Raw genomic sequence first — 26,935 nt, 5'->3', positions numbered from 1 at the left:
AACTTATTTCAGCGTGGCCGAGGCCAGCTCCATTTCGGGTACGGCTTTGAGCAGCTGTGAAATCGGGCAATGCTCTTTGGCATTCTCGGCCTGCTTTTGAAATTCTTCCTGCGTGATGCCTTCCACCTCGCCTTCGGTGGTAAGAACGATTTTCACCACTTTCGGGACGTCGCCGGAGGTGTCGAGCGTTACTTTCGACTCGGTGCGAATCTGCTTGACCTGAGCGCCGGCTTTGGTGAGCTGGCCGGTCAGGAACATGGTGTAGCAGCCGGCGTGGGCCGCGCCAATCAGTTCTTCGGGGTTGGTGCCTTTCTGGCCTTCAAAGCGCGCGCCTACCGAGTAAGGAGCCTTTACTACGCCGCTTTGCGTCGAAACTTCGCCGCTGCCTTTGATGTCGCCGTTCCAGACGGCATTGCCACGTTGGTTGATCATGGGAGTTGGGGTTCGTAAAACAGGAATATGGTTGAATATGCCTAGCATACTGCCAAGTCCTAACTGGGGTTTCTATATTCGTTTTCGTAGCCTGCAAACCCTTGGTAAGAATGCTGTCTTCTACTACAGATTCGCTTTCGTCCGCTCGTCCCAATAGTTGGATTATTGCTTTAGGCTGGACAGGATGCACGCTCTGGAGCATCGAATTACTGTCGAGTTACGCTAAAATTGAATTGGTTGATAGCGCAGAGATTCAAATTCTGTTTCACGTCCTGCAGATAGGTCTGGGCTGGTTATGGCCCATTGCGTTGATCTTGAATTTGCGCGCTTCGACGGTGTGGCCACCCCTACGGTATTTGCTAATGGGTGGTGCCGCTTTCCTGACTGTACCAGCCTTTTGCTATTCCCTGATGTACCTGGGGCTTTATTGGATTGGTCATCAGGCAATCTGGCAAGACGAGCAGATTCTATACAGGAACATAACTGACGCAGAAGTTCGCATAGCGGCACAGTCCCGGGATGATGGTTTTGCAACCGGTTATCCACAGCACCGAGTCGTTAAGCTCACACCTGTGTTAGGGCTATGGCAGCTTGCCGTACCTATAGATACGTCCCGCTTCAAGGAAAAAGGCTGGCAGAGAGTGGCGCAGTAGCGCATTACATTTACGGCCTTACTTTCCGCCTCTTACCACATGGGCCTGAAATCCACCCTGAGCCGGCCGCTGGCCGCCTACGTTGCCCGCCAGTATGCCCAGTGGCAGCAGGACCCTATCGGCACCCAGCAGCAGGTGCTGCGCGAACTGCTGGCGCAGGGCGCCCGCACCGCCTTCGGCCACGACCATGACCTGGCCACGGCCCGCACTGCCCAGGACCTGGCCGCCCGCGTGCCCGTGCGCGACTACGAGGCCCTGAAGCCGTATTTTGAGCGGGTGAAGGCCGGGGAGGCCGACGTGCTCTGGCCCGGCAAGCCACTGTACCTGGCCAAAACCTCGGGCACCACGTCCGGCGCCAAATACATTCCGCTCACCAAGGACAGTATCCCGAACCACATCAACGGGGCGCGGGATGCGCTGCTCCACTACGTGCACCGTACCGGGAAAAGCCGGTTTCTGGACGGCAAGCTGATGTTTCTGTCTGGCTCGCCGGAGCTGGAAACGGTGGGCGGCATTCACACGGGCCGGCTGTCGGGCATCGTGAACCACCACGTGCCAGCTTACCTGCGCCGCAACCAGCTGCCCAGCTACGCCACCAACGTCATCGAGGATTGGGAAACCAAGCTCGACCGGATTGTGGACGAAACCCTGTCCGAGCGCATGACGCTGATTTCGGGGATTCCGCCTTGGGTGCAGATGTACTTCGACCGGATTGTGCAGCGCACGGGCCGGCCGGTGGGGGAGGTATTCCCCGACTTCGACCTGTTCGTGTACGGCGGCGTCAACTTCGAACCTTACCGCAAAAAGCTGTTCGACACCATCGGCAGGCCCGTGGACAGCGTGGAGCTGTTTCCGGCTTCCGAGGGCTTTCTGGCCTTCCAGGACGAGCCCGGCAACCCCGGGCTGCTGCTGCTGCTGGACGCGGGCATCTTCTACGAGTTCATCCCGGCCGAGCGGTTCTTCGAGCCTAACCCGCCCCGCCTGACGCTGGCCGAAGTGGAGCTGGACCGCCAGTATGCGCTGGTGCTGAGCAGCAACGCCGGCCTCTGGGGCTACTCTATCGGCGACACGGTGCGTTTCGTGAGCAAGTACCCGTTTCGGGTGGTGGTGTCGGGCCGCATCAAGCACTTCCTGTCGGCTTTCGGCGAGCATGTTATCGGCGAAGAAGTGGAGCAGACCCTGCGCGAAGCCATGCGCCAGCATCCCGAGACGGAAGTAGTGGAGTTCACCGTCGCGCCCCGCGTCAGCGACGACCCTGCCGTGCCCTCCCGCCACGAGTGGCTGGTGGAATTTGCCCATCCTCCCCACAACCCTGCCGCCTTCGCTGCCACCCTCGACACGGGCCTGCGCCAGCGCAACACCTACTACGACGACCTGCTGGCCGGCCACATCCTGGCCCCACTGCTGCTCACGCCGCTGCCGGCCGGGGCCTTCCAGCGCTACATGAAAAGCCAGGGCAAACTCGGCGGCCAGAACAAAGTGCCCCGCCTGAGCAACGACCGGACGCTGGCGGAAGGGCTGCTGGGCGTTGGGTAAGGAAGCGTTTTTACATAGCATCCCTGGTAATGCGCCTCGCCTTCGACCTCGACAATACGCTCATCCGCAACAACTACCCGTTTCCGCTGGAGCAACCCCGCTGGCCGCTGCTGGCGCGTCTGCTGGGTGCGGAAGGACTGCGGCAAGGAGTAATGGAATTGGTGGCCTACTGTCGGGCGCAGGGGTGGGAAGTGTGGGTGTATACTACGTCTTACCGCAGCGTGTGGCATATCCGGCGGCTGTTCTGGCTGCACGGCATCCGGCTGGATGGTGTCGTCAATCAGCCGCGCCACAACCGGGAAGTGCGGGCCCAGTGTAGCAAGCACCCGCCCACGTTTGGCCTCGACCTGCTGGTAGATGATTCCGAAGGCGTGCGGCTGGAAGGCGAGCGGCACGGCTTTCGGGTGGTGGTAGTACAGCCCAAAGATATGCAGTGGACCACAGCAGTGAAGCGTATGATGCAGGAAGCAACGTAGGCTGCAGGAAGTAGACGCATGAAACTTATGGTACTCGGCTCTGTCAACAACCTGAGTGTTCAGTATGTGTCCACGGCTCATGAAGCCTGGGCTGCGCAGCTGCCGCACTCCAATTGGCTACTGCTGGCCATTGCGGACGAAGCCGCGCAAGTGCCGAATACGGCGCTGACTGTTTGTCTGCACCGGTCCCCAGCCGGCATTGGCTGCACCGGGCAGTGGGCGGCCACGCTGGAGGACGATTTCGATATGGAGATTGTGCTGCAGGCTTTGGAATGGGAAGAACAGCACCAGCTTCCGTTCGATTACGACTATGCGCCTGTAACTACTGCCGACCCCGATTTAGCCGAAGCCTTGTGGTATGCCGTTAACCTGGCCCCGAATATGGCGACGGAAGCAATTGATACGGTTGTATGTTTGGACTTCACCCGGCAGCAGGAAGCCCGGCTTCGGGATTTGCTGCCATTGCTGGCTACCGGTTGGCTACTGCCCGGCACCTGACGGGAATAAGCGCCAATATTCTATTGTGTTTACCGGGGGCAGATGTCTCTACAAATTAGGGTAAAGTGAAATTAAGCTCAATTATACCCTATGCTCTGGTTCCTTGCGGACTGGTAGCCGTATGGCTGCTGAGTCGAGCGAAGAGCAAACAAATCCTTCGAGAAGGGTTTCACACCTGGGCAGTGGTAGTGGACTACAAGAGCGAGTACGTTCGAGTGGCCGGAAGCTGGACTTGGCTGGAATATCCTCAGGTGGACTACATCACGAAGGAAGGCGGCTTGCAGCGTGCTCGTTTGAAATACGCTTCCAGCACGGGGCCGCTGCTCGACTTAGAGGAAGAGGTGGAAGTGGTTCTGCATGAGAATATTCTCTATTACAAACCCGTGCTCACCCAAAAATTTGGCGGCTTTCTCAAAAGTCTCTGCTAATGCAGTTGAGACGCCACCAACCATCAGATTTTTTGATTGCGCATCATGAACTCACTAAAACCCACCCTCCACTCCCTCTGCCTGGCCTACGTGCAGGAACGTATCGACGCCTGCCAGGCTGCCATCCAGGCGGCCCAGGAGTCGGCCAATTCCGAAACCAAGAGTAGCGCCGGCGATAAGTACGAAACCGGCCGCGCCATGGCCCAGAATGAGCGGGACCGAAACACCGTGCAGCTGCGGCAGGCCCAACAGCTTCAGGGCGAGCTGCAACGTATCCATCCCGACCTTTCCTGCGACACTGTGCGGCCTGGCGCCCTGGTACACACCAGCATGGGCATATTCTACCTCGGTATCAGCGCGGGCAAGTTCACCGTGGAGGGGAAGGACTACTTTGCCGTATCGGCCGCCGCACCGGTGGCAGCGGCGCTGGCCGGCAAGCGCGCCGGGGAGGCAGCTGCGTTCAACGGCAAGCCGGTCCGGATTGAGGAAATTCAGTGACATTCGGGTAATTATTTCGACAGCTCATTTACCTCTGGCCTATCCAATCCGATGAGTTTACAGGAACTACACACAACCTTAAGTCAGCGCCGGCGGCCGGAAGATGTTGCCGAGATGCTTCTGCCGCTTCTGGAGCATCAACTGGACCGTGGCCAGTTAGCTATACTACAACGGGCTGTCAACCATTCGCTGCGCCGGAGCTTTTGGCAACACACGGCCATGAGCCAGGTATTCCGGGCACCGGTAGGGGCCGAAAAGCAGGTGCGCAAAGCGGCCGAGTTATTCAAGACGGAAATAAACGAAGCCCTCCGCTATGCTGCCAGCTCGGAAGTGGAAGCGGTGTTGTGTCAGCTCAGTCCCTTGATCAGCAAGGAACCGGGACAGAATGATTACCTCAACCACCGCCTGGATCGTACTGGCCGGAAAGCGGCTGGCCTGGATATATCGAAAAGACAGTACAATAAGCTGTTTCGCAGCCTGCGCCACATCGAACACAAGCTGCAAAAAATGCAGGCGGAAGCGTATAAGGCGGAGATGGAGCAGTTAGCCAAACATGGGTTGGCGCACCAGATTTCCTACGAGGAGTTTGCACGGGATGAGGCCACTGCGGCGTTCATTGCCTACTACACAGCGCGCTGCAACCTGCGAAGCGAATTCACCATTTCGGGACAGCAACGCCCGTTTGACGAAGTGGCCGAAATGCTGTTGCAGCGGTGTTATGAGCCTGCGCGCAAGGGCTTGGCCCAGTGGCTGACGCCGGTACCGCCGGTTCCGAAAGCTACTACTAACTGGTGGGCCCTGGCCCAGGTGTATCCTGCTCCTGGCGTGCTGGCCCAGCTTTCTGCTGCCCGGCAAGGAGAATTGCTGGGCCAGTGGACAACCATTCTGCACAGCCTGGCAACGTACCTCAAGCAAGTATGGGAGGTAAATTCATTTGCTCGCCACACGATGGTAGTGAAGCGCGGAGACGACTCGTCTACCTGGAATGCCGCCGCCGGAGCCTGGAACAAGGCCCGCGACAACTGGATTAACCTGCTGTACGCCCTGGGAATGGAATTTGTGCTGGAGGCCATGTGCTTCGGCAAAGCACTGCGCCTGATGGCGGCTGATGTAGTGGCCTGGCACCACAGTGCCGGCCAGGGTCTCGACCCGAATACCCAGGTGTGGAATGCCCTGCCGCTGCCTTGGGAGGTACTGATAAACGAGGCAACTTGCACGGCAGCTGATATTACCACGGCCTGCCAGCGTGCCGGGCTCGATCCGTATAAGTCAGGGTGGTTGGCGCCCCGCCCGCACGGAGTGGTAGCGTTTCGGCCCACTCCAGAGCTGGTGCATGGCGTAAGCGTGGCAAACCCCTATCTTGCCACCATATTAAAGCGCCATCGGTATTTTTCCGGTAAGCCCATGTAACCGCCTGCGAAAGCATAAGCGGTAGTACTTGATGAGATAGTTCAGCGGCAGAACGCCCGGCTCTACCCGGGTGGACGTAGGTTCGAATCCTGCTCTCATCAATAGTTGTTTCTGATATAGCTCAGTGGTAGAGCGCCCGGCTCTCGGTCCGGGTGGACGCAGGTTCGAGCCCTGCTATCAGAACCAAATTTCCGGATTACCGGCCAGCCGCCTAAAGCCGCGGCAGCAGGCTCCCCAGGCCCCGGATATTGAGGCGTACAAAATTGCGGACCCGCTCAAATTTGGTGGCTGCTTCTTCCAGCTCCTCGTCCTTTTCCATGCGGCTGGGGCGGTGCGTGTCGAGCAGGGTGAAGATGGTGGCGGCCACGTCCATGTAGCCCAGAACCATCAGAAACAGCAGTTTCTTGTCGTCTTCGGCGTAGCTTTTCTGGCGCACGGCTTTCACCAGGCTGTCGAGCTGGCTGGTTTCATCCACGAACAGGTCGCGCAGAACGGCGCGCTGGTGCTGGTAGTCGAGCAGTTGCTGGGGTTCCAGGGCGGCGGCGGAGAACGGGAATTCGGTGGTGAAGGCGGTGGCCGCCCGAAATTGCTTTTCGGCGGCGTACACGGTGCTCATGTGTTTTTGCAGGCTGGCCCACAGGCCGGTGCGGGCTTTGTCGAAGGCAGCAGAAGCGGCGGCAGGTTCGTTCACGGGGAGTAGGCAAGTAGCTGAAAGGGCAAAGTACGCGGTTTTCGGGGCGGCAGGCCGGATTCCGGCTGAATGGTTCTGCCCGCACAGCCACGGCCGCCCACAACGCCCGCAATAGCGGCTCTTAACTGTGCGGGCTTGCACTACCTTTGCTTACCCCAGTATCCCGATTTTTCTATGCCCTCTGAATTCCCCAAACGCGTCAGTCTGCTGGGCTCCACCGGCTCCATCGGCACCCAGGCCCTCGACGTGGTGCGCGCCCAGCCCGGTCGGTTCCTCGTTTCGGCCCTGTCGGCGCAGTCCAACGCCGAACTGCTCATAGCGCAGGCGCGCGAGTTCCGGCCCGCCGCTGTGGTCATCGGCGACGAAGCCAAGTACCAGCAGGTGCGCGACGCCCTGGCCGGGCAGCCCGAAACCGAGGTGCTGGCCGGCGCGGCCGCCCTCACCGAAGTAGCCGCCCGCCCCGACACCGACGTGGTGCTCACGGCCATGGTGGGCTATGCCGGGCTGCTGCCCACAGTGGCCGCCATTCGGGCCGGCAAGGACATTGCGCTGGCCAACAAGGAAACGCTGGTGGTGGCCGGCCAGTTCATCACCGGGCTGGTGCAGGAGCACGGCGTGCGCCTGCTCCCCGTCGATTCCGAGCACTCCGCTATCTTTCAGTGCCTGGTAGGGGAGGAGCAGAACCCCATCGAGAAAATCATTCTCACGGCCTCGGGCGGGCCGTTTCGGGGCCGCAGCCGCGAGCAGCTGGCCCAGGTCACGAAGGCCCAGGCCCTCAAGCACCCTAACTGGGATATGGGCGCCAAAATCACCATCGACTCGGCTTCGCTCATGAACAAGGGCCTGGAGGTGATTGAGGCCAAGTGGCTGTTCGGGCTGCGCAACGAGCAGATTGAGGTGGTGGTGCATCCGCAAAGCATCATTCACTCGCTGGTGCAGTTCGAGGATGGCTCCCTGAAGGCCCAGCTGGGTGTGCCCGATATGAAGCTGCCCATTCAGTACGCGCTGGGCTACCCGCAGCGGCTGGCCAACCAGTTTCCGCGCTTCCATTTCCTGGACTATCCCCAACTCACTTTCGAGCCCGCCGACACAACGGCCTTCCGCAACCTGGCGCTGGCGTTTGGTGCCATGGAGCTTGGCGGCAATGCGCCTTGCGTGCTCAACGCCGCCAACGAAGTGGCCGTAGCGGCCTTTCTGCGCGATGAAGTGGGATTTCTGGAAATGTCGGACGTGGTGGAGGAGTGCCTGAGCCGGGTTTCGTACCTTGCCAATCCGTCGCTGGACGACTACGTGCTTACTGACAAGGAGGCACGTCGCGTTGCGCAGGAGTGTTTGGTACGAAAGTAGGGGGGGCAGGCTTTGCCTGGCTGCCGGTTCGCGTTATCAGGCATCTGACACTTTTCTTCTTGATTCAGCCGTTGCTATCTGGCAAGGGCAGGCGGGATACTTCCCGCTCCTACTTAAACTGATCTGTACCGTTGGAAATTCTCATCATGGCCGGGCAAATGCTGCTGGGCCTTTCCATTCTGGTTGGCTTGCACGAGTTCGGACACTTCGCAACCGCCAAATACTTTAAAATCCGGGTCGATAAGTTTTACATCTTCTTCGACTTCCTGTTTCCGCTGCCGAACGTGCTCAACTTCGCGCTGCTGAAAAAGAAAATCGGCGACACGGAATACGGCATCGGCTGGTTTCCGCTGGGCGGCTACGTGGCCATCCACGGCATGATCGACGAAACCCAGGACGCCGACAGCCTCGCCGCCGAGCCCCAGCCCAACGAGTTCCGGGCCAAGCCCGCCTGGCAGCGCCTGATTGTGATGTTGGGCGGCATCATCATGAACGTCATCACCGGCGTCCTCATCTTCACGCTGCTCACCTACTCGCAGGGCGATACGTACCTGCCGGCTTCCGAGGTGCGCTACGGCATCTTGCCCAGCAAGCTGGGCGAGGAAATGGGCTTCCGCTCCGGCGACAAAATCGTGAAAATCAACGGCCGGCCCTTCACCGAGTTCAATGAGGTATATAGCCCCGACGTGATGATGGGCTCCAACTCGTTCTACACCGTGGAGCGCCAGGGCCAGCTGGTTGACGTGCCCGTACCGGCCAACTTCCTGGACCGCCTCTCCGACCAGGGGCCAGAACGGTTTGTGATGCCCCGTAACCCGTTTGCAGTGGACCGCGTGAACTCCGGCAGCCCCGCCGCCGTGGGTGGCCTGCTCCCCAACGACCGGATCGTGCAGCTCGACACCAAGAAAGTGGAGTTCTTCCCCGAGTTTCAGAAGGATCTGCTGGCCCGCGCCGGCAAGCCCGTGAAGCTGACCGTGGAACGCGCCGGCGCCATGAAAACGCTGGACATTACCGTGGATGAGGAAGGCCACCTGGGCTTCTTCCCCAAGTCACTGCTCAAAGAATCGGTGCGCTACTACTCCTTCGGCGAGTCGGTGCCGGTAGGTGCCAAAAAGGCCTTTGGCGTCATCACCAACCAGATAACGGCGTTCGGCAAGATCTTCAAGGGCGAGGCTTCCTTCCGTAAGTCGGTGGGCGGCCCCTGGGAAATTGCCCAGCAGTATGGCCCCACCTGGGACTGGGTCTGGTTCTGGACCATGACCGGCATGCTCTCCATGGTGCTGGCCTTCATGAACCTGCTGCCCATCCCGGCCCTCGACGGCGGCCACGTGGTGTTCCTGCTCTACGAGATGGTAGCCGGCCGCAAGCCCTCCGATAAGTTCATGGAGAATGCCCAGAAGGTAGGCATGATGCTGTTGCTGACGCTCATGGCCTTCGTACTCATCATCAACCCCATCCTGAAGAAAATCGGGATTTAAGGCAGCTTCCTGACGCCCGGGCTCACGGCTGAAGCATACGCTATCAGCTATGTAGGGCGTTTTTGGTAAGCTGCGAGCCTTTTCCGGCGCCTGATGGTAGTTTGTCTTTGTGCAGGCTATTGTCAGGCGTTTTGCTTTCTTGCCGAACGTACCGCATCTATTTCTTCTCCCTTTTCCGGATGAGCACCCTCGACGAGCAAAAGACGCAGCTGTTTCAGCAAACCGAAAAGCAGCTGCAGCAGCAAGGTTTCACTATTGATATGCAGGACCGGGCCCGGCCATGGGGCGGCTTCTTTGTGATTGATGAAAATCAGGCCCAGCACTTCGCCGACGTATACTTCGATAACCTCTCCGTCGAAACGCTGCGCATTTCCGGCCGGCTGAGCCCCAAGATTCTGCTGGTGGCACCCGAGAGGCGCCTGTCGTGGCAGTACCACCACCGCCGCGCCGAAATCTGGCGCGTGGTGCAGGGGCCGGTGGGCGTAGTCACGAGCAGCACCGATGAGGAAGGCGCGCTACACACCTACCAGCCCGGCGACACCGTCACGCTACGCCAAGGCGAGCGGCACCGCCTAGTGGGCCTAAGCGGCTGGGGCGTGCTGGCTGAAATCTGGCAGCATACCGATGCTGCCCAACCTTCCGACGAAGACGACATCGTGCGCGTGCAGGACGACTTCGGCCGCTAGGATCACGGATTATCACGGATTTTAGCGGATTTCACGGATTTTGTGGACGGAGCTGGTTTGGTTTTCCACATCACCTGAAACAGAAAGAGGCTTGCCAAACGGCAAGCCTCTTTCTGTTTCAGGTGATGTACTGAAACCTATGTTACTCGGCGGGTAGGGCCGTGCGCAAAGCTTGTAGCAGCTTGGTTACGCCGGCTTCTTCGCCGGTGGTGCCGAGGTGCACGCGCAGGGTGCGGCGGTTGTAGTCGTGCAGGGCCTGCAGGTCGCCGGCGGCCTGGGCGTTCTGGAACGTGCCGAACGTGTACGGGCGGCCGGGCAGGGCCAGGTCCTGGGCGTGGTCGGTCGTGATTTGCAGGAACAGGCCGGTGTCTGGGCCGCCTTTGTGGTACTGGCCGGTGGAGTGGAGGAAGCGCGGGCCGTAGCCCGAAGCCGTGGCAATGTGCTTGCGCAGCTGCACCAGGGCGCGCAGCTCGTCCAGCTCAGCGTTCAGGGCGGGCGTTTCCATCAGGTAGGCCTGAATGCAGAGGTAGTCGCCGGCTTTGGTCTGGTCGAAGAAGGCGCGCAACACGTCGGCGGGGGTGGCGCCCGTTACGCTGGTATAGTAGGCCAGGCCGTCCTGCTCCAGCACCGGGGAGCTGGTCTGGGGCAGCGCGCCTTTTTCTACTACCACTTTCATCAGTTGGTCGGTGGCGGTTTTGGCGGCCTGCACGTTGGGCTGGTCGAAGGGGTTGAGCTGCAGCACGGCGCTGGCTACGGCCGTGGCCACCTCCCAGCGGAAGAACTCCTGGCCCAGGTCCAGCACATCATGGAGCAGGATGGTGATTACCGGATGGCCCGCGGCCTGCAGCGCGGCCACTTTCTGGCGGTTGTCGGCGTCCGGCTGGCCTTCGTAGCCCACGTACACAAACACACGGTCCTGGCCATATACCTCGGGGCCGTTGAGCGGGTCGCCGGCCAGGGGCAGGATGCCTTTGTCTTCCTTGCCGGTACTTTCAGCAATGAGCTGCTCCAGCCACAGGCCGAAGTCGGAGAGGCCGGCGGGCACCACCAGCGTGAGCTTGTCGCGGCCCTGCTGGGCCAGTACGCCCAGCGCCACGCCCAGCTCCAGGCTGGGGTTGTTGGCTACGTCGCCCTCGGAGCCGCTGGCCTGCATCATGCCAATGGCGCGCTCCAGCAGCGTTTTAATGTCGATGCCATACAGTGCCGCCGGCACCAGCCCGAAGTAGGAGAGGGCCGAGAAGCGGCCGCCCACTTCCGTGAAGTTCAGGAAAATGCGGCGGTAGCCCTCAGCGGTGGCCTGGGTCACGAACTTGGAGCCGGGGTCGGTGATGGCCACGAAGTTTTCGCCGGCTTTGTCGCCTTTCAGCTCTTTCAGGCGGGCGTAGAAGTAGTCGCCGAAGGCCAGGGGCTCGGCCGTGGTGCCCGATTTGCTGGCTACCACAAACAGGGTTTCGGCTAGTGGCACGGCGGCTTCAATCTCGCGCACCGAGCCGGGGTTGGTGGTGTCGAGCACGGACAGCGGAATGCCGTCGGCGCTTTGCTCGAAGGCTTGTTTGAACACGATGGGCGTCATGGTACTGCCGCCCATGCCCATTACCACCACATGCTTGAAGCCGGCGGCTTTTACCTCCCGGGCAAAGTCCTGGATTTCGCTCACCCGGGGCAGCATGGTTTCAGCTACGCGCAGCCAGCCCATGAAGCTGCGCAGGCTGTGCTGTGCGTCGGCGTCCTGCACCCACAGGTCGGCCTGCTTCTGCCAGAATCCCGCTGTGAAGTGCTTATCGTTGAATTCCTGCAGCTTGCTGTCGACAGCGGCCTGGTAGGAGCCAAGCTGCATGGTCTGGGCCGGAATAGAGGTAGTAGGAGTGTTGTGCGCCATATCGGGTCAGTTGGAATGTTGCGAGAAAGGGGCGCGTGGCGGCCCATCTTGGACGTATGCATACGTCCGGGCCAAAGCCGCGCCCGCCGCAAAGGTAGAGAAGCCCGTTACTTTTGCAGCCCCGCCCCCCGAAACCCGTCTGGTAGCCGCCGGCTGCCGCCCGGGCCTGCCTGCGCGCACTGCCGGCCCCGGCACGATTATCGCCCCGGCCGGGTTCCTGTCTTACTCTCCTATGATGTTCCGTAAATTTCTGTTGTTCTCGCTGCTGCTGCTGGCCTCGCTCACGGTGTGGGCGCACACCTACCACGCCAGCATCCTGGATGTGCGCTACAATCCGGCAAAGCAGCAGCTGGAAGTAGCCCTCAAAGTCTTCACCGACGACTTCGAGAAGGCCCTGTCGGTGGGGCAGCCCACGCCAATCAACCTCGACCAGACCCCCAAGCCGCTGGTGCTGCAGTTGACTACGGCGCTACTGCGCAAGTCGCTGGTATTTGGGGCCCGGCCCGGCGAAACGCTGCCGCTGCAGCTGCTGGGGCTGCAAAAGGAGCGGGATGCCCACTGGCTCTACTTCACCCTGAAAACCGCCCGGCCGCTCACCGGCTTCACGCTACGCAACACGCTGCTGCTAGACCAATTCCCCGACCAGATGAACATCGTGAACCTGGAATCCGGCGGCAAAAAGCAAAGCCAGCTGTTCCGCGACGGCGAGGAAACCCAGAAGTTCAGCTGGTAGCGGCATGTAGCATAGGCTTTAGCCTGCGCCCGCTGTCATTGCGAGCATGTGGCGCATCAAGCCAGTGTCGAAACAATCCTTCCTCTCGTGGCAGACACTTCCTTTACAGCAAAGCCCTCCGGCGTTAGGTGTGTAACCTAGTGCCGGAGGGCTTTCTGCTTAATTTACGCTTGGAGCACGGAGAGGAAGGATTGCTTCGTCGTACCTCCTAGCAATGACAGCCGGCACAGGCTGAAGCCTATGCTACAGTTGGCTACTTCCACTCACCGCCGCCATCGGCGGCGGGCTTCTTGCCTTCTTCGCCGTCGGGCCGGATGAGGCGGAACTCTACGCGGCGGTTGGTCTTGGCGTCTTCGTCGGTGATTTCCTCTTTCAGCGGCTTGGTGGAGCCGTAGCCGAAACTGTCGATGCGGTTGGGCTTGAGCTTGCCCTTGGTTTCGATGTAGCGCCGGATAGACTCCGCCCGCTCCTGCGAGAGCCGCTCATTGAAATCCGGGTCGCCCTTGGAGTCGGTGTGGCCCGTGATGCTGAGGCGGAACGTCGGGTGGTCGACCATGAACAGCGCAATCCGGTCGAGGATGGGCTGCATGGATGCCCGGATGTGCGACTTGTCCTGATCGAACTCGATGTTGCGGAAAATCAGCGGCAGGCCGTAGTCAATCGAATTGGTCATGAGCTTCATCACCGTGTCGCCGCGCAGCTCAAATTTCTTTTCCAGGCTAAAGAAATCGGGGCTCTGAATGATCATGACGTAGTGCGAGCCATCAATCAGGTCGAAGTCAAACGAGCCGTCGGGCCGCAGGTACTTGGCCGCCACCTCAATGCCGTTGTCGGTATCGACGATGGTGACGATGCCGCCCAGCGGCCTGCGGCTGACGGAGTCCATCAGCAGGCCCTCCACATGGGTGGTGGCCAGCGGCTGCGCCTCCATTGGCAGCGGAAACGAGAAGAGGTCCAGGTTTTTCATTTCCTTTTCCTCGGAGCGGGCGTAGTACAAGTTCTTCGACTCGCTGTCGATGGTGAAGTAGTACTCCGAGCCCTTGCCGTTCACCAGCGGCCCGATGTTGCGCGGCTCCTGCCAGCGGCCCTGCACCCGGTAGGTTTTGTAGATGTCGAAGTCGCCGTAGTTGAGCAGCTGCCCGCGTGAGCTGAAGTACAGTACGTTGTAGAGCGGGTGGAAAAAGGGGCTTACCTCGCTTTCCCGGGTGTTCACCACCGGCCCCATGTTCAGGGCCTTGGCCCACTGCCCGTTTTTGGTTTTGTAGGTGTACCAGATGTCCGAAAGCCCAAAGCCGCCCAGCCGGTCGGAGGCGAAATACAGGGTGTCTTCGCCGCGCGAAAGGGTAGGCTGCGAGTCCCAGGCGCCGGAATTTACCTGGGAGCCCAGGCTCTTGGGCACGCTCCACTGCCCGTCCTGGAACGTCGACGTGAACAGGTCGCAGTTGCCGTGGCAGCTGGGGCACTCGCACCGGGCGAAGTAGATGGTTTTGCCGTCTTTGGTGAAGCAGGCCGAGCCCTCGTTGTAGGGCGAGTTGATGGGCTTGGGCAGCGGCTCGGCGTCGGTCCACAGGTCGCCGTCCTTGCGCGACACGTACAGGTCCTCGTCAATCACCTGCTTGATGCCGCCGCGCACCTTGCGCTTCGACGAGAACAGCAGCATGCTGGCATCGGGGTTCAGCGTGGGGCCGTAGTCTTCCACCGTCGAGTTGATGGCGTCGCCCATGGTGGTGAGCACGCCTTTGGGCGGGCGGAAGGCCACGATGTTCTTGCGGTACTCCACCAGTTCGTAGTACACCTTCAGCGGCACGTAGAAATCAGCCGTTTTCTGCTCCAGCGAATCGTAGTAGAGCTGGATTTTCTTCACGTCCTGGCGGTGGTGCTTGAGGGCTAGGCGGTAGTAGGCCTTAGCGTGCTCCTGGTCACCTTCCTTTTCCCAGAGCTGAGCCATACGCCACAGCATCGGGGTGTTTTTGTAGAAATTCTCAATGCCGAACTTGCCCACGTATTCGCCCAGCAGTACGCGGGCTTGGCGCCACTGCCGGCGTTTTTCGGCCTTCTGAATGGCTTTAAGCTCTTTTTTGTTTTCGTAGAACGCTATTCGGTTGATGTTCGGAAACGTGGGGTTGGGGTCGGGGCGCGACCAGACCACGCGGGTGCGGGCATTGGCAATTTTCTGGGCCTGCGAGGCCAACGGCAGAACAGCCAGCCACAGCAGCAATAAAAAAGAACGGAACGAGCGGAACATAGCAGAATAAAACACCGAAGCCGGCCGGGAGCGGCGCGGAACGTCAAAAATAGGAATTTTCAGGTATACCCCGCTATATGCTGGCAGGCCTGCCGGAGTGGCCGGGCCGGGTGCCAGCGCGGCGCAGATGGCGGGCCCGCGGCGGGGTGGCACGGCGCTTGTCAAACCTGTATATTCGGTAGCAGGCGCGCTTTGGCCCGGGCTGACGGCCGCGGTGCTGTCATTCTGGCACCGCCTACCGCTTTTGTTTCGATCCGCGTATATGCCTTCTATTCCTGCTGCTTTTTCTTCGCCTTTCCTGCTGATGACCGACGACTCTTCTGATATCGTATCCATTGTAGCCGCCGACCCCGAACAGCCGCTCAACGGCCAGGAGTCGCCCGAAACGCTGCCGCTGCTGCCGGTGCGCAACACGGTGCTGTTTCCAGGGGTGGTGTTGCCCGTTACGGTTACGCGCAAGAAAAGCATCCGGCTGGTACGCAAGGCCTACCGGGGCAATAAGATCATCGGGGTGGTGGCGCAGAAAAACAACCAGCACGACGACCCCACGCTGGCCGACCTGTATCAGGTGGGCACCATGGCCAAAATCCTGAAGCTGCTGGTGCTGCCCGATGGCAACACCACCATCATCATCCAGGGCCAGTCGCGCTTCCAGATTGAGGAAGAGCTGCAAAGCACTCCCTACCTCACGGCCCGCGTCAGCTACGCCCCCGAAATCTTCCCCGACAAAGTGTCCAAGGAAGTAAAGGCGCTGGTGGCTTCGCTGAAGGACGCGGCCGCCAAAATGCTTAAGCTCAACCCCGAGATTCCGCAGGAAGCGCAGGTGGCCCTCGACAACATCGAGTCGCCTTCGTTTCTGACGCATTTCCTCAGTTCCAACATCAACGTGGAAGTGGGGCAGAAGCAGAAGCTGCTGGAAATAAACGACGGCGTGGAGCGCGGCACCATGCTGCTGGAGCTGATGCTGAAGGAAATCCAGCACCTCGAAATCAAGCACGAAATCCACACCAAGGTCCACACCGACATCGACCAGCAGCAGCGCGACTACTTCCTGCGGCAGCAGATAAAAGTGTTGCAGGACGAGCTGGGTGGCGGCGACAGCCCCGACCAGGAGCTCGACAAGTTCCGGCAGCGGGCCAAGCTCAAGCAGTGGCCCGAGGCCGTGGCCAAGCACTTTGCCAAGGAGCTGGATAAGCTGGGCCGCGTGAACCCGCAGGCCGCCGAGTATCCGCTGAGCGTGAACTATGTGGAGTTTCTGCTCGATTTGCCCTGGGCCGAGCAGACCAAGGACAACTTCAACCTGAAGCGCACCAAGAAAATCCTTGATGCCGACCACTACGGCATGGAAAAGGTGAAGGAGCGCATCATCGAGTACTTGGCCGTGCTCAAGCTGAAGCAGGACCTGAAAGCGCCCATCCTGTGCCTCTATGGCCCGCCCGGCGTGGGCAAAACCAGCCTGGGCCGCTCCATTGCCAAGGCCCTGGGCCGCAAATACGTGCGCATGAGCCTGGGCGGCGTCCGCGACGAAGCTGAAATCCGGGGGCACCGCAAAACCTACGTGGGCGCCATGCCCGGCCGCATCATCGCCCAGATCAAGAAAGCCGGCGCTTCCAACCCCGTCATCGTGCTCGACGAGATTGACAAGCTGGCCTCCGACTTCCGCGGCGACCCCAGCTCGGCACTGTTGGAAGTGCTGGATCCCGAGCAGAACTCCACCTTCACCGACAATTACCTGGAGGTGGAATACGACCTGAGTCGGGTGCTGTTCATTGCCACGGCCAACTCGCTGGAAACCATTCAGCCCGCCCTGCGCGACCGGATGGAAATCATCGACCTGACCGGCTACACGTTGGAAGAGAAAACCCAGATTGCCAAAAAGCACCTCTGGCCCAAGCTCCTCACCGACCACGGCCTCAGCACCAAAGACGTAGCCATCACCACGCCCGCCCTGTCGCGCGTGATAGACGACTACACCCGTGAGAGCGGCGTGCGCAGTCTGGAGCGCAAGCTGGGGGCCGTGGTGCGCAACATTGCCAAGAGCAAGGCCATGAAGGAGGAATTCCCGGCGGCGCTGGAGCCTAAGGACATCACCCGCATCCTCGGCGCGGCCACCTTCGACCGGGACCTGTACCAGGACAACGAAACCGCCGGCGTGGTCACGGGCCTCGCCTGGACCAGCGTGGGCGGCGACATTCTGTTCATTGAAAGCCTGCTGAGCCGGGGCCGGGGCAAGCTTACGCTCTCGGGCCAGCTCGGCGACGTGATGAAGGAGTCGGCCATTACGGCGCTCAGCTACCTGCGCAGCCGCGCCGACGAGCTGGGCATCGACTACCGCCTCTTCGACCAGTACGACCTGCACATTCACTTCCCTGAGGGCGCTGTGCCCAAGGACGGGCCGAGTGCTGGCATTGCCATTTTCACCAGCATTGCCTCAGTATTTACGCAGCGCAAAATCCGCAGCCACCTCGCCATGACCGGCGAAATCACGCTGCGGGGCAAAGTGCTGCCGGTGGGCGGCATCAAGGAGAAGATGCTGGCTGCCAAGCGCGCCGGCATCCGCGACATTATCCTGTGCCAGAAGAACCGCAAGGACATCGAGGAAATTCCTGCCGAGTACGTCAAGGACCTCACGATTCACTACGCCGACCGGGTAGACGACGTGCTGCGGGTGGCGTTGCTGGATGAGCTGGTGTCGCACCCGATGCCGCTGATTGTGCGCGACGAAGCGCCCGTAGCGCCGTCGCATAGCGTGGAGGTGCAGTAGTTACGGGCATGGAGCCGCGCCATTGGCGGCTGGCCGGCGGATGGGACGCAACGCTTGTTACCTGCGCCTCGCTTGCCGGCCGCTAATGTGCGCAAACTCCCATGCGGGGATACAATAAATGCGCTGTTTTGGCCGTCTTAGCCTCTGCAACTACCTGCTAAACGCCGTATCTTGGTACCCGATGATTGGACTGCTACACCGCCGTATACTAGTGCCCATATCCGTTGCCCTGGGGCTGGGCGCGTCACCCGCCGTGGCCCAGATCGGGGGGCAGCAGGCCTTCTCGTTTCTGAACCTGCCGCCGGGCGCCAAAACCGCCGCCCTGGGCGGCGTGAACGTATCCGTGCGCGACGCCGACCCGACGATGCTGCTCAGCAACCCCGCGCTGCTGAACGCCGAAATGGATGGCCGGCTGGCGCTATCGTTTGTCGATTATGTGGCCGACATCAAGCAAAGCACCCTGGCCTACGCTTTCAAGCCCAAGGAAGCAGATGCCGGGCAGCGGTGGGGCGCGACTCTGAGCTACCTCAACTACGGCGAGCTGATCATGCGCGACCCGGCCGGTAATGCGCTGGGAACATTTTCGGTGAACGAGTACGCCGCCGGCCTTACGTATGCCTATGTGCAGGGCCCGTTCACGCTGGCTGGTACCGGCAAGCTGGCGGTATCGGGCATCGGCGGTAACCACTCGGTAGCGCTGCTGGCCGATGTGGGTGCCGTCTTTAAGCACCCCGAGAAAGACTTTACAGTGGGACTAGCCGTGAAAAACGCCGGCTACCAGCTCAGGCCCTACGCCGGCGCCGGCCGCGAGCCAATGCCGCTGGACGTGCAGCTGGGCGCCTCCATCAAGCCCGAGCACATGCCGCTGCGGTTTTCCATCACGGCCCACAACCTGCAGCGCCTCGACATTGTGTACCTCGACCCCAACCAGCGCGGCCAGCTGGATGAAAACGGCGAGGAAATCAAGAAAAAGAAAAGCCTCGGCGACAAAGTAGCGCGGCACTTCGCAGTAGGCGGCGAACTACTGCTGGGCAAAAACCTGAACCTGCGCCTGGGCTACAACCACCTGCAGCGCCGCGAGCTACGGCTGGACAACGCCGCCGGAGGCGCCGGCATCTCCTTTGGCGTCATGCTGCGCATCAGCCAGTTTCAGCTCGACTACACCCGCGCCGGCCTGCACGCCAGCGGGGCCGCCAATTACTTCACCGTCGCCCGCAACCTAAACACGCTGTTCGTCAAGAATCAATAGCCGCCTATTTATTGCAGCGGGCAGTAAAGCCGGAACGCAGTGGTTTGCATCACAAACAATTCCGGTAAAGCGGCGGTATTCCCGCTACGTTTATTCCCCGACCTCTTTTATGCTCGATTCCCAGACCTTCCTTACCCCGTCGCAGATAGTTGCCGAGCTGGATAAGTACATCATCGGCCAGCACGAGGCCAAGCGCCACGTAGCCATTGCGCTGCGCAACCGCTGGCGCCGCCTGCACGCCCCGCTGGATATGCAGCGCGAAATCGTGCCCAATAACATCCTCATGATTGGCTCGACGGGCGTCGGTAAAACTGAAATTGCCCGCCGCCTGGCCGCCATTGCCGATGCACCTTTTACCAAAGTGGAAGCCAGCAAATTCACGGAAGTAGGCTACGTCGGCCGCGATGTGGAAAGCATGGTGCGCGACCTGGTGGAGCAATCAGTGAACCAGGTGAAGCAGCGCCGCAAAGAAGAAGTGAAAGTGCAGGCCGCGCAGGCCGTGGAAGACCTGATTCTGGACGCCCTTATCCCGTCGGTTAATGGCGGGAGCAGCAAGTCGTCGGTAGGCTTCGGCGGCAGCCACGACGGTAGCGCCATGCCTGAGTCGGATTACGAGCTGAATGAGCGCACCCGCGACAAGTTCCGCGAGAAAATCCGCAGCGGCGAGCTCGACGACCGTAAAATCGACATCAAGGTGCAGCAGGGCGGCGCTCCCGGCATTGGCGTGCTAGGCGGCGCTCCCGGCATGGATGAGGCCTCGATGGCCGGCCTGCAGGACATGCTGGGCTCGATGATGCCCAAGAAAACCCGCAAGCGCAAAGTCACGATTGCCGAAGCCCGCAAGATTCTGCTCGATGAAGAAGCGGCCAAGCTCATCGACATGGATGAGGTGAAGGACGAAGCCATCCGCAACGCCGAAAACGCCGGCATTATCTTCATCGACGAAATCGACAAGGTAGCCAGCCGCAGCGGCAAAGGCGGCGGTGGCCCCGACGTCAGCCGTGAAGGCGTGCAGCGCGACCTGCTGCCCATCGTGGAGGGCTCGGCCGTGAGCACCAAGTATGGCATCATCAACACCGACCACATCCTGTTCATTGCCGCCGGCGCCTTCCACGTCGCCAAGCCTTCCGACCTGATTCCGGAACTGCAAGGCCGCTTCCCCATTCGTGTGGAGCTGCAGAGCCTTACCAAAGACGACTTCTTCCGGATTCTTAAAGACCCCAAGAACGCCCTCACCAAGCAGTATGAAGCCCTACTGCAGGCCGAGGACGTCGTGCTGACCTTCGAGGATGCCGCCTTGGAGCAGCTCGCCGAAATTGCCTTCAACGTCAACGCTGAAGTCGAGAATATCGGGGCGCGCCGCCTGCATACGGTGATGAGCCGCCTGCTCAATGACATCCTGTTCGACGTGCCGGACCGCATCGGCCCCAACGCCCGCATCCTCATCACCCGCGACCTGGTGAACGAACGCCTGCAGGATATGGCCGGCAACCGCGACCTGAGTCAGTATATTCTGTGATGACCTTCTGTAGCAAGCCAGAGAAAACAGTCGGCTGGGAAGAGTAGTGTTCCTGCAAACAAAAAGAAGCGGCCACCGGCCGCTTCTTTTTGTTTAGAGTCGTATTTCCTTTACCTGTCACCTGTCACCTGTCACCTGTCACCTGTCACCTGTCACCTGTCACCTATGCACTACTACATTATCACCGGAGCTAGCCGCGGCTTAGGAAAGGCACTGGCCGACGAGCTGCTGCAGCAACCGGACAACATGGTAACAGGCGTATCGCGCCATGCCACTATCCGGCATGAGCGCTACCGCCATCAGCCGCTGGACCTGTCGGACATGCTGGCCGTGCAAAACAACTTGTTTAAAGTATTCCCGCCGTGCCCGGATGCGGCCAGCATCACGCTCATTAATAATGCGGGCGTGCTGGGCGAGGTGAAGTATATGGGCGAACTGCCGAACGAGCACTTCGAGTTTGTGTTTGACGTGAACGTCATTGCGCTAGCCATGCTCATGAACACGTTTCTGGCCACTTACCAGCAGCAGACCACTATTCCACGCACCATTCTCAATATCAGCAGCGGCGCCGCCCAGCGCCCCGTGGATGGCTGGGCAGCCTACTGCGCCTCCAAAGCCGCCCTCGACTCCCTTTCGGCAGTGGCGCAAAAGGAGCAGGATCTGCGCGGTACTGGCATCCGCATCCGCAGCCTGGCCCCCGGGGTATTGGATACCGCCATGCAGGAGCACATCCGCACCGCTACGCAGGAGCAGTTCAGCGAGGCTGAGCGGTTTGCGGAACTCAAGCACAGTGGAGAACTGGTAACACCAACTAAAGCAGCCAGCCAGATCATTAGCTGGCTGCAGCATCCGCCTACAACCGAGGGGACAATTGTGGTGCGCTTGACAGATATCTGCTAGAGCCAAAAAAGAGAAGCACTCCTGACCATCGGTCAGGAGTGCTTCTCTTTTTTGGCTTAAATAGCTTAGTCTATTATCCGAACCCGCACGGGCATCGGAACAATCGTTCGGCCATCCTCCAGCGTCAAGCGGAAATAATATTGAATTTCGGTTGGGATGGTGGTAGCACTGGGAAGCGGCAGCGCGCTAGGAGATACAACAACCGGCGGAGTGCCGGTGGTTCTGAGTGGACCATAAGCGGCACCATTACGAGTGCGGTACGGCAAGTAGTCCGTGGTCAGATTGGTCGTAAACGTAATCTGATTAGTACCATTACCCGGGATTGGCCGCAGCACAAAAGGTGAGGCGGCAGTGCCAGCACCTGTAGTGTTGTAGGCCGTACCAACAGCAGTATTGTTCAGGTTGCCCAAGTTATTGGTACCGGAAATACCGGTGGCAACCTTGGTGATTTCCCGGATCACACCGCTACCTGCGGGAATCTCCATGGTGATAACCACATTGTTGCTGGTAGCCAGGGTGGTGGTTACAGTCGCGAACCGCTCGAAATAGGTAGCGTTCGTTACAGTCACCGGGATGTCAGCTACGCTGTCCTGAGTAGGGCCTAGGTTATCGCCGAAGTCTTTCTCGCAGGAAAAAGAGACAAACGCTAGAAACGCCAAAGCGCAGTATTGAATTATATTTTTTTTCATGGGGAGCAAGAAAAGAAGTGAAACCTGGTTCAGCAATTACGGAACATCCCACCATACAGGGACTACAGTACCCGGAAGCACAGCCGGTGCATTGTTGGAGTTGCCGGAAGTCTCGGAAGCAGGATACACAAAGCGCTTAGGAATTATAGTTGGATCATCACCTTGAGGGTTGAGTACCAGCGCCAGTTTAGGATATCCAGTGCGGCGGTAGTCATTGAAGGCTTCATATCCGTTACCTACCATGGAAATCCACTTCTGGGTCATGATCTGGTTAAGCTGAGTGGCCTGTGAGCCGCTCAGAATAGCAATGGAAGGATTGGCGGCGAAGTAAGCATCTACTTGCGCAGTGGTCAGGCCGGCTTTCGTCATAGAAGCTCTGATAGCATCCTGATACAGCATCTGCACAGTGCTACCCCCGGTAGAAGTCCCCAGCATCAGAGCCGACTCTGCCATGATAAACAGACGCTGTGAATTGGTGATCAGCCGAATAGGTGCTTCACCCGCGTTACCGGTGATGTATACATTGTACTTCGAACGGTTAATTGCGAGAGCAGGAGCCGCAACGTTGTTGCCATTCTGGAAACCGAAGAACGTACCCAGATTGGAGGTAACTGTTGCACCGGGCACTGTATTGGGCACTGTGTTGAAGTAGATAGGCAAGCGCGGATCATTCTTGAGCCGCATGCTGTCGAGCAAACGCTGGCTCAGTGTTATATCGAACGGACGCTGCCCTGGTGTGCTACCGACTACGTTCACCCCATTGAAATCGTAAATAGGGTTGCGGTTGCCTACACTTCCACCAAACGGTACTTGGAAGTCATCCTCATTTCTGCTGATGAAGTTGTTGCTGGCAATGACTTCGTTGATAATGGTTCTGGCCAGTGCTGGCTCACGCCGGCTGATAGTGTTGGCGAACTTCAATCTGAGCGTATTGCCCAAACGGCGCCATTTGCTCAGATCACCACGGTAGATGGGGTCATCAGTGACAGATGGCAACAAGACGTTCGTAGTCTGGCTCAAGTCAGCTATGCCTTCCTTTACCAATTCATCGAGGCTTTGAATGCCATCGGCTCCTTTGTATATGTCCTCCTGCCGATCAAAACGGGGCTGAAGTCTGGCCAAGCCACCCAAAGCCTGAGAGTAAGGAATGTCTCCCCACAAGTCGGTCGTCACGGCAAAATTATACGCCTTCAGGAGCTTACCGATGCCGGCGTAAGCTGGGCTGCTCGACCGATTAGCAGCTTCGATCAGCTCTTGGGCATTCTGCAGTGCGCCTGGGTACAGTTCTCCTTGCCACTGGTTGTCAAGACCTCCGCGGATATTGTACACGTCCTGCCCGGCGGCTTGGTTGGCAGTGCCGGCTACGTGCTGTACCAGCAAAGAAGTGATACGATTGATTTCGTTACCGTTTGCAAAAGCCGTGGTGATGGCCGTGCTGGTCAGCAAAACGGAGGGTGGCGCGGTAGCAGCGTTGTTAGGATTATTGTTGACATCCAAAAAATTGTCGCAGCTGCTGCTGGCAAAAGCTACCGTGCCGGCCAACGCCAGCGTAGCTAATTTATAGTATTTCATGAGGTGCGTTGAAAGTCTTGTTACAGAGTGAAGCGCAAGTTGATGCCGTAGTTGCGGGCGTTAGGCGAACCTTGCAGTTCCAGGCCACGAATGTTACCGGCACCCTGCGTGTTTACCTCCGGGTCGAAGGGAGCATTAGGGGCGTAGTAGAACAGGTTACGACCGGAGAGCGAAATGCTGGCCTGACCGAAAGGAGTCCGCTCCAACATTGCCTTTGGAAGGCTATAGCCCAGCGTGACTTCCCGCAGACGATACGCTGTAGCATCGTACACGTTCAGGTCGCTCTGCAAGCCGAAGCTGCCCCAGTAAGATTGCGCGTCCACCTGAATATCGTTAGGACGGTAGGTTGGCCGGCCATCCGCGTTGACGCCTGTCTGGATAACACCGGGAATTACTCGTGGGGCTTCCCGGTTTTCGCCGGTTTTCTCAAATGAGCCATTGCCTCTGAACGTCGCCGCAGTAAACGACATTACGTCGCCGCCATATACGGCATCTACCAAGAACGAAGCAGTCAAGCCTTTAAAGCTCAAACGGTTGTTGATGCCGCCCTGCCATTCTGGGTTCGGATCGGAGATAACTTGGTTAGGAATCTCTGGGTTGAAGAGGCCAGTGTTGGGGTTGATAATATAGCGACCAAAGAACTCGCTGTTCTCATCCGTTACCCGTGGCTTCTTGTTGCCCCGGATTACTCCGTAAGCTTGCCCTACCACAAAAGAGGGGATGGTGCCAGTGAAAGCAGCTCCTTCAATAGCCGATTCCGTAACTCCTTCCGAAATAGCTTTTACCGTGTTGCGGATGCGGGTGAAGTTGACGTCAACGTCCCACCGGAAAGCATCACTTTTGACTGGCGTGATGTTTACCAGTGCCTCAATCCCCTTGTTATCAACCCGTCCTACGTTTGCCAGCCGGGTAGTGAAACCGCTGGAGGGAGCCGTAGATACTGGTAGAATCTGGTTTTCGCTGACCGTATTGAAATACGTCACATCAAACGTAATCCGGTTGTTGAAGAAACCCAGATTCGTGCCTACCTCATACGAGTTGGTAAACTCAGGAGTCAACGCGTTACCACCTCCCAAACGGTTGGAGATGTCAAAGCCAGCGTAGGTGGTATTGTTGATATTAAACGGGAACGTGATGCTGGCTACGTTGTTGCCTTGCGTAGCCACAACATAGTTGGTAATCAGCTGATACGGGTTAGCGTCGCGCCCTACACGGGCTACGTTACCACGGATTTTGCCGTACGAGAAGATGTCGTTGGAGATCTTGAAGGCGTCAGTGAATACAAAACCAACCGTCGCCGACGGATAGAAGAAGGTGTTGTTTGCCTCCGGAAGCGTAGACGACTGATCGGCGCGTCCTGTTAATTCCAAGAACAAGTAATCGTTGTACGACAGCGACAACTGGCCGTAGTAGCCAAGCAGGCTCCGCTTAGACGTAAACTCGCTGGTACCGTTGGAGAAGATACGGGCGTTCGAGATGTTGTAGAAGTTCGGCAACACCAGGTCATCGCCCTGCGCAAACACCTCCTGCAAGCGACGCTGGTTGATATTCTGGCCGAGTAACAGGTTGGCATTGAAGCCTTCCGTCAGGATGTTGTCTTTCTTCAACGTTACCAGCAGGTCGCCATTGATTTCAGTACGATACAGACTCTGGTCAATAACTTGGCCAGCAGCTGCCCGCAACGAGCCGACATCGTATATCTGCTTACGACGGTCGGTGTATGTGTCCAGACCTGCGCGGTAAGCCACGTTCAGCCAAGGCGCAATTTCGTAGCTCAGGTTGGCCACGTTGATGAAGCGCGTCACACTGGATGTCGCAGTATTGCGCTCCAAGCTCCAGCGCGGGTTTTCCTGCGCGGCCGTGATAAATACACTCCGACCAGTTGCATTAATGTAAGGCAGTCCTTGCAAGTCGTAGCTGCGTGGCACCACGTTCAGGCGTCCGAATGCGGAGCCGCCGTTACCTTGCTGCGGACCTTGCTGCTCCGTCTGAATGAAGTTGACCGAACCACCCGCCCGAAGCTTGTTAAGTAGCTTGGTATTGCCGGCGAGCTGCACACTGGTGCGATTCAGCTTCGAGAAATCTGTGATACCCTGCTGATTAGTGTTGTTGATATTCAACGACACGTTCTGGTCAGCATTACCGCCAGCGATGTTCACCCCATTCTGCAGGATGCGTCCCGTTTTGTAGAAGTCGCTGATGTTGTTTTCGTACGCACGGTAGTCCTGTACGCTGCCATCTGCATTAAGCAAACCGTTGAAGATGGTCGGCGTGGTACCGAAGCGTGGGCCCCAGGAGTTTGTGGTTCCTGAATTTATGTCTCCATTGGCAAGCACGTTGGTGCCGCCGTTGCCTTGGCCATAGTTGTTCTGTAAGTCAATCAGACCGTAAGCGCGCTGCACCGAAAAGCCTGACGTAACCGTTACTTCAAGCTTCTTGTTGACGTTGCGGCCACTCTTGGTAGTAATGATGATAGCACCAGAGGATGCCCGTGACCCGTAAAGAGCTGCTGCTGCGGGACCTTTCAGAATGTTGATGCTCTCCACATTTTCCGGGTCAATATCCAAGGCACGGTTGCCCTGCTGAGAGCCGAATAGTGTGCTCGAAGTACGGTCCAGATCATTGCTGATTGGAATACCATCTACGACGAACAAAGGCTGGTTGCTGTTGCCCAGCGACGTTATGCCCCGGATGTTGATGTTGCTGGAGGCACCCGGCATGCCGCTGGCAGTAGTGATGTTCACCCCTGCTACTTTGCCCTGCAATGTGCTCAGCACGTTTGGCTCGGATTTCTGTGAAATCTGAGTTGCCTTAATCTCTTGAGTAGCATAGCCCAAGGACCTGGTGTCACGCTCAATACCGAGGGCAGTCACAACTACTTCGCTCAGTTGCTTGGAGTCAGTAGCCAAACCAACATTGATTTGATCTTCTGCACCAATGGCACGCTCAATGGTGATATAGCCAATCGAGCTAATAACCAACGTAGCGCCTGTAGTAGGTACGTTGTTCAGCGAGTAGGTACCATCGGAGTTGGTGGAGATGCCATTGGTGGTGCCCTTTACCAATACTGTCACACCTGGCAGACCTTCACCGGTCTGGCGGTCAGTTACCCGACCGGAAATACTCCGGTTCTGGGCCGATACCTCCTGAAAAGCGGAGGCCATGAGCAAAGTGCTCACGAGTAAGGTTTTTTGCATGAGGAGTGTGTAAGAAAAAAGTGAACGTGAGTGCTTGATAAAAAGAGGGCCAAGG

The 26,935-nt window shown here is 58.8% G+C and carries 22 protein-coding genes and 2 tRNA genes; 17 read left to right on the top strand and 7 right to left on the bottom strand.

Annotated elements, in window-relative coordinates; translation table 11 throughout:
* Positions 1–3 precede the first annotated feature (3 nt).
* A complete protein-coding gene (locus O3303_RS10475) occupies positions 4–432 on the bottom strand; it encodes an OsmC family peroxiredoxin (RefSeq protein WP_269558365.1) in 429 nt (142 codons plus the stop codon).
* Between the two features lie 110 nt (positions 433–542).
* Between O3303_RS10475 and O3303_RS10470 the strand changes: the two genes are divergently transcribed.
* From O3303_RS10470 to O3303_RS10430, 9 genes are all read left to right on the top strand, one after another.
* Positions 543–1,085, top strand: coding sequence for a hypothetical protein (locus O3303_RS10470; RefSeq protein WP_269558364.1), 543 nt, complete (start codon positions 543–545; stop codon positions 1,083–1,085).
* 39 nt (positions 1,086–1,124) lie between these two features.
* On the top strand, positions 1,125–2,621 hold the full coding sequence (locus tag O3303_RS10465) for a GH3 auxin-responsive promoter family protein (RefSeq protein ID WP_269558363.1): 1,497 nt from the start codon (positions 1,125–1,127) through the stop codon (positions 2,619–2,621).
* A gap of 29 nt (positions 2,622–2,650) precedes the next feature.
* Positions 2,651–3,097 (top strand): hypothetical protein, encoded by a 447-nt coding sequence (locus tag O3303_RS10460; protein WP_269558362.1) that lies wholly within the window; start codon positions 2,651–2,653, stop codon positions 3,095–3,097.
* Between the two features lie 18 nt (positions 3,098–3,115).
* Positions 3,116–3,595, top strand: coding sequence for a DUF7684 family protein (locus O3303_RS10455; protein ID WP_269558361.1), 480 nt, complete (start codon positions 3,116–3,118; stop codon positions 3,593–3,595).
* Between the two features lie 188 nt (positions 3,596–3,783).
* Positions 3,784–4,023, top strand: coding sequence for a hypothetical protein (locus tag O3303_RS10450; protein ID WP_269558360.1), 240 nt, complete (start codon positions 3,784–3,786; stop codon positions 4,021–4,023).
* 45 nt (positions 4,024–4,068) lie between these two features.
* Positions 4,069–4,521, top strand: coding sequence for a 3-oxoacyl-ACP synthase (locus O3303_RS10445; protein ID WP_269558359.1), 453 nt, complete (start codon positions 4,069–4,071; stop codon positions 4,519–4,521).
* Between the two features lie 51 nt (positions 4,522–4,572).
* Entirely contained in the window at positions 4,573–5,931 is a 1,359-nt protein-coding gene (locus tag O3303_RS10440; RefSeq protein ID WP_269558358.1) for a hypothetical protein, read from the top strand.
* A gap of 30 nt (positions 5,932–5,961) precedes the next feature.
* Positions 5,962–6,032: transfer RNA gene (locus O3303_RS10435), tRNA-OTHER, on the top strand.
* Between the two features lie 9 nt (positions 6,033–6,041).
* Positions 6,042–6,117, top strand: a tRNA-Glu gene (locus O3303_RS10430).
* A gap of 25 nt (positions 6,118–6,142) precedes the next feature.
* On the opposite strand, the gene O3303_RS10425 is transcribed toward O3303_RS10430, so the two are convergent.
* Positions 6,143–6,622: a hypothetical protein gene (locus tag O3303_RS10425; protein WP_269558357.1), complete on the bottom strand. Its 480-nt coding sequence runs from the start codon at positions 6,620–6,622 to the stop codon at positions 6,143–6,145.
* Positions 6,623–6,796: 174 nt separating this feature from the next.
* On the opposite strand from O3303_RS10425, the gene O3303_RS10420 reads away from it, so the two are divergent.
* The 3 genes from O3303_RS10420 (at position 6,797) to O3303_RS10410 (ending at position 10,133) form a co-directional block, all read left to right on the top strand.
* On the top strand, positions 6,797–7,969 hold the full coding sequence (locus O3303_RS10420; RefSeq protein ID WP_269558356.1) for a 1-deoxy-D-xylulose-5-phosphate reductoisomerase: 1,173 nt from the start codon (positions 6,797–6,799) through the stop codon (positions 7,967–7,969).
* A 131-nt stretch (positions 7,970–8,100) separates the two neighbouring features.
* Positions 8,101–9,447, top strand: coding sequence for an RIP metalloprotease RseP (rseP, locus tag O3303_RS10415; RefSeq protein WP_269558355.1), 1,347 nt, complete (start codon positions 8,101–8,103; stop codon positions 9,445–9,447).
* Between the two features lie 179 nt (positions 9,448–9,626).
* Positions 9,627–10,133, top strand: a complete 507-nt coding sequence (locus O3303_RS10410; RefSeq protein ID WP_269561899.1) for a cupin domain-containing protein — start codon at positions 9,627–9,629, stop codon at positions 10,131–10,133.
* Between the two features lie 142 nt (positions 10,134–10,275).
* On the opposite strand, the gene O3303_RS10405 is transcribed toward O3303_RS10410, so the two are convergent.
* Positions 10,276–12,012: a phosphoglucose isomerase-related protein gene (locus tag O3303_RS10405; protein ID WP_269558354.1), complete on the bottom strand. Its 1,737-nt coding sequence runs from the start codon at positions 12,010–12,012 to the stop codon at positions 10,276–10,278.
* A gap of 232 nt (positions 12,013–12,244) precedes the next feature.
* Between O3303_RS10405 and O3303_RS10400 the strand changes: the two genes are divergently transcribed.
* Positions 12,245–12,745: a DUF6702 family protein gene (locus O3303_RS10400; RefSeq protein WP_269558353.1), complete on the top strand. Its 501-nt coding sequence runs from the start codon at positions 12,245–12,247 to the stop codon at positions 12,743–12,745.
* A gap of 253 nt (positions 12,746–12,998) precedes the next feature.
* On the opposite strand, the gene O3303_RS10395 is transcribed toward O3303_RS10400, so the two are convergent.
* On the bottom strand, positions 12,999–14,990 hold the full coding sequence (locus tag O3303_RS10395; RefSeq protein WP_269558352.1) for an OmpA family protein: 1,992 nt from the start codon (positions 14,988–14,990) through the stop codon (positions 12,999–13,001).
* 262 nt (positions 14,991–15,252) lie between these two features.
* On the opposite strand from O3303_RS10395, the gene lon reads away from it, so the two are divergent.
* The 4 genes from lon (at position 15,253) to O3303_RS10375 (ending at position 21,422) form a co-directional block, all read left to right on the top strand.
* Entirely contained in the window at positions 15,253–17,754 is a 2,502-nt protein-coding gene (lon, locus tag O3303_RS10390) for an endopeptidase La (protein ID WP_269558351.1), read from the top strand.
* A 211-nt stretch (positions 17,755–17,965) separates the two neighbouring features.
* Positions 17,966–19,003 carry a type IX secretion system protein PorQ gene (gene porQ / locus O3303_RS10385; protein WP_269558350.1) on the top strand — a complete coding sequence of 346 codons (1,038 nt, stop codon included), beginning with the start codon at positions 17,966–17,968 and terminating at the stop codon, positions 19,001–19,003.
* A gap of 109 nt (positions 19,004–19,112) precedes the next feature.
* A complete protein-coding gene (gene hslU / locus O3303_RS10380; protein ID WP_269558349.1) occupies positions 19,113–20,522 on the top strand; it encodes an ATP-dependent protease ATPase subunit HslU in 1,410 nt (469 codons plus the stop codon).
* A gap of 165 nt (positions 20,523–20,687) precedes the next feature.
* Positions 20,688–21,422 carry an SDR family NAD(P)-dependent oxidoreductase gene (locus O3303_RS10375; RefSeq protein ID WP_269558348.1) on the top strand — a complete coding sequence of 245 codons (735 nt, stop codon included), beginning with the start codon at positions 20,688–20,690 and terminating at the stop codon, positions 21,420–21,422.
* Positions 21,423–21,487: 65 nt separating this feature from the next.
* Here the strand turns inward: O3303_RS10375 and O3303_RS10370 are convergent, their stop codons facing one another.
* The 3 genes from O3303_RS10370 to O3303_RS10360 are packed head-to-tail and all read right to left on the bottom strand — an operon-like array spanning position 21,488 to position 26,880.
* Positions 21,488–22,111 carry a hypothetical protein gene (locus O3303_RS10370; protein WP_269558347.1) on the bottom strand — a complete coding sequence of 208 codons (624 nt, stop codon included), beginning with the start codon at positions 22,109–22,111 and terminating at the stop codon, positions 21,488–21,490.
* 36 nt (positions 22,112–22,147) lie between these two features.
* Positions 22,148–23,683, bottom strand: coding sequence for a SusD/RagB family nutrient-binding outer membrane lipoprotein (locus O3303_RS10365; protein WP_269558346.1), 1,536 nt, complete (start codon positions 23,681–23,683; stop codon positions 22,148–22,150).
* 20 nt (positions 23,684–23,703) lie between these two features.
* On the bottom strand, positions 23,704–26,880 hold the full coding sequence (locus tag O3303_RS10360; RefSeq protein WP_269558345.1) for a SusC/RagA family TonB-linked outer membrane protein: 3,177 nt from the start codon (positions 26,878–26,880) through the stop codon (positions 23,704–23,706).
* Positions 26,881–26,935: the final 55 nt, after the last annotated feature.

It is taken from the genome of Hymenobacter canadensis (assembly GCF_027359925.1).
Lineage (GTDB): Bacteria > Bacteroidota > Bacteroidia > Cytophagales > Hymenobacteraceae > Hymenobacter > Hymenobacter canadensis.
This window is presented reverse-complemented; position numbering and strand designations above follow the sequence as displayed.

What these genes read in the sequence shown, in the direction of transcription:
- O3303_RS10420 (WP_269558356.1), top strand. Translation starts at nt 6,797, where the DNA reads ATGCCCTCTGAATTCCCCAAACGCGTCAGTCTGCTGGGCTCCACCGGC.
- O3303_RS10410 (WP_269561899.1), top strand. Translation starts at nt 9,627, where the DNA reads ATGAGCACCCTCGACGAGCAAAAGACGCAGCTGTTTCAGCAAACCGAA.
- O3303_RS10405 (WP_269558354.1), bottom strand. Translation starts at nt 12,012, where the DNA reads ATGGCGCACAACACTCCTACTACCTCTATTCCGGCCCAGACCATGCAG.
- O3303_RS10475 (WP_269558365.1), bottom strand. Translation starts at nt 432, where the DNA reads ATGATCAACCAACGTGGCAATGCCGTCTGGAACGGCGACATCAAAGGC.
- O3303_RS10455 (WP_269558361.1), top strand. Translation starts at nt 3,116, where the DNA reads ATGAAACTTATGGTACTCGGCTCTGTCAACAACCTGAGTGTTCAGTAT.
- O3303_RS10370 (WP_269558347.1), bottom strand. Translation starts at nt 22,111, where the DNA reads ATGAAAAAAAATATAATTCAATACTGCGCTTTGGCGTTTCTAGCGTTT.
- lon (WP_269558351.1), top strand. Translation starts at nt 15,253, where the DNA reads ATGCCTTCTATTCCTGCTGCTTTTTCTTCGCCTTTCCTGCTGATGACC.
- O3303_RS10445 (WP_269558359.1), top strand. Translation starts at nt 4,069, where the DNA reads ATGAACTCACTAAAACCCACCCTCCACTCCCTCTGCCTGGCCTACGTG.
- hslU (WP_269558349.1), top strand. Translation starts at nt 19,113, where the DNA reads ATGCTCGATTCCCAGACCTTCCTTACCCCGTCGCAGATAGTTGCCGAG.
- O3303_RS10365 (WP_269558346.1), bottom strand. Translation starts at nt 23,683, where the DNA reads ATGAAATACTATAAATTAGCTACGCTGGCGTTGGCCGGCACGGTAGCT.
- O3303_RS10395 (WP_269558352.1), bottom strand. Translation starts at nt 14,990, where the DNA reads ATGTTCCGCTCGTTCCGTTCTTTTTTATTGCTGCTGTGGCTGGCTGTT.
- O3303_RS10440 (WP_269558358.1), top strand. Translation starts at nt 4,573, where the DNA reads ATGAGTTTACAGGAACTACACACAACCTTAAGTCAGCGCCGGCGGCCG.
- O3303_RS10460 (WP_269558362.1), top strand. Translation starts at nt 2,651, where the DNA reads ATGCGCCTCGCCTTCGACCTCGACAATACGCTCATCCGCAACAACTAC.
- O3303_RS10465 (WP_269558363.1), top strand. Translation starts at nt 1,125, where the DNA reads ATGGGCCTGAAATCCACCCTGAGCCGGCCGCTGGCCGCCTACGTTGCC.
- O3303_RS10470 (WP_269558364.1), top strand. Translation starts at nt 543, where the DNA reads ATGCTGTCTTCTACTACAGATTCGCTTTCGTCCGCTCGTCCCAATAGT.
- O3303_RS10360 (WP_269558345.1), bottom strand. Translation starts at nt 26,880, where the DNA reads ATGCAAAAAACCTTACTCGTGAGCACTTTGCTCATGGCCTCCGCTTTT.
- O3303_RS10375 (WP_269558348.1), top strand. Translation starts at nt 20,688, where the DNA reads ATGCACTACTACATTATCACCGGAGCTAGCCGCGGCTTAGGAAAGGCA.
- O3303_RS10400 (WP_269558353.1), top strand. Translation starts at nt 12,245, where the DNA reads ATGATGTTCCGTAAATTTCTGTTGTTCTCGCTGCTGCTGCTGGCCTCG.